This window comes from Rhizobacter sp. P2_D12 (assembly GCF_056404395.1).
The window spans coordinates 1-1,305 of sequence record NZ_JBFUEB010000300.1 but is presented as its reverse complement, the minus strand read 5'-3'; the positions used below and the strand labels follow the sequence as shown (position 1 = coordinate 1,305).

Genomic DNA, 1,305 nt, shown 5'->3' with positions numbered 1-1,305 from the left:
TAGCATCTCCTTGATGTCTCAGAAAATGGGACTTCTGGTGGGCAATGAGGCAAGTTGGCGCTCATTGACTTGCGGAACACCGGCACCTTGGCGGTGACTGGATGTTGTCAGCACTCAACATGTGAGAGTGCTAGCAAGGAGAATTATAGGGGCGTTCGATGACGGATCAAGCCCCCGATCGGGACATCTGCTGGATGCGGGATCACGCAGGGAGGGCACCAGGAGCCGCCGCGCTATCCTTGCCGCACCTTCACCGCTTCGCTTCAACCATGCTGATCGCAATCGTCGGCGGCGTGCTGGCCGCACTGGGTTTCCTGTCTGCCGCCGCGCTGGTGGCGGCACCGCTCGGGATGTCCGCTGTGTCGCCGGGCCTGACCCTGTGGGTGCTGTTCCCGCTCTTCACGCTCGTCGGCTATGCGCTGCTGGTGGCCGGCAGCCGCGATCCGGCGGTGAAGCTGCCGACGCTGGCGCTGGCCGTGCCGCTGCTGCTGCTGGCCCTGGTGGCCGCCGTGGCCCTGGTGGCCGGTGCGGCCGGCCTGTGGGCCATCGGTGGCGAGGCAGGCTCCGCCCCGCTGTGGTACGTGCTGGTCCTCGGCGGCATCCTCGGCGCCCTGGGCACCGCGGCTTCCGGGCGTCGTGCCGCAGGCTAGCCGAAACGCCTGAAGAACAGCTGCGTGTAGACGCGGGCGCCGAACGCCAGGCCGAAGGCGAGCAGCACCGACAGCGCCAGGTACATGCCCACCAGCAGCACCGAGGCCGCGCCTTCACCACGGCCGGCCAAGGTGCTGGCCGGCACCGCCGCCAGCAGGGTCGCGACGACCGCCCGGCGTTCGCCGAACCCGCGGGCCAGCGCACAGAAGGCAGCGAATGCCGCCACCAGCCCCGCCAGCCACACGGCTTGCCGGCGCGGCGACGTCAACATCGACCAGCGCTCGCGCCATGAACGCTTCGGCGCGGCCGAGACCGGGGCCTTCAGCGCATCGGCCACCAGGCGGTCGGTGGCGGCGTCGAAGCCGGCCGGCGTCTGCAGGGCCTCGTCGCTCCATTGCAGGTCGCTCGGTTCGCCGCTGCGCAGCATCTGCATCGCGGCCTGCCACGCTTCCTCCTGGTAGGCGGGCGCCACCGTGGTGCGGCAGAACAGCAGCAGGCTGGCCCCCGGCGCGAGCGCCGGGTCGGCGCCGCGCGCGGGGTGGCAGCGCCAGCCGACGCCCGAGCGGCCCCCGGCCGGGATGCGCACCGCCAGCTGGCGGGCCAGGATCGTGAAGCTGCCGGTGTTGCGCACCGTCAGTGCCCACAGGGCGGCGG

At 71.1% G+C, this 1,305-nt stretch carries 2 protein-coding genes; one reads left to right on the top strand and one right to left on the bottom strand.

The annotated features are described in order from the left end of the window. Window positions 1-269 precede the first annotated feature (269 nt). Complete coding sequence (locus tag AC1DYN_RS32600) at window positions 270-650, top strand: hypothetical protein (protein ID WP_477966957.1); 381 nt, start codon at window positions 270-272, stop codon at window positions 648-650. Here AC1DYN_RS32600 and AC1DYN_RS32595 read toward each other — a convergent pair. Continuing rightward, window positions 647-1,305: hypothetical protein (locus tag AC1DYN_RS32595; protein ID WP_477966955.1), on the bottom strand; the 659-nt coding region annotated here is incomplete at its 5' end. The two genes, AC1DYN_RS32600 and AC1DYN_RS32595, sit on opposite strands and share 4 nt — an antisense overlap.

Excerpts from the sequence above, each read along its gene's own strand:
- AC1DYN_RS32600 (WP_477966957.1), top strand. The coding sequence starts at position 270 with ATGCTGATCGCAATCGTCGGCGGCGTGCTGGCCGCACTGGGTTTCCTG.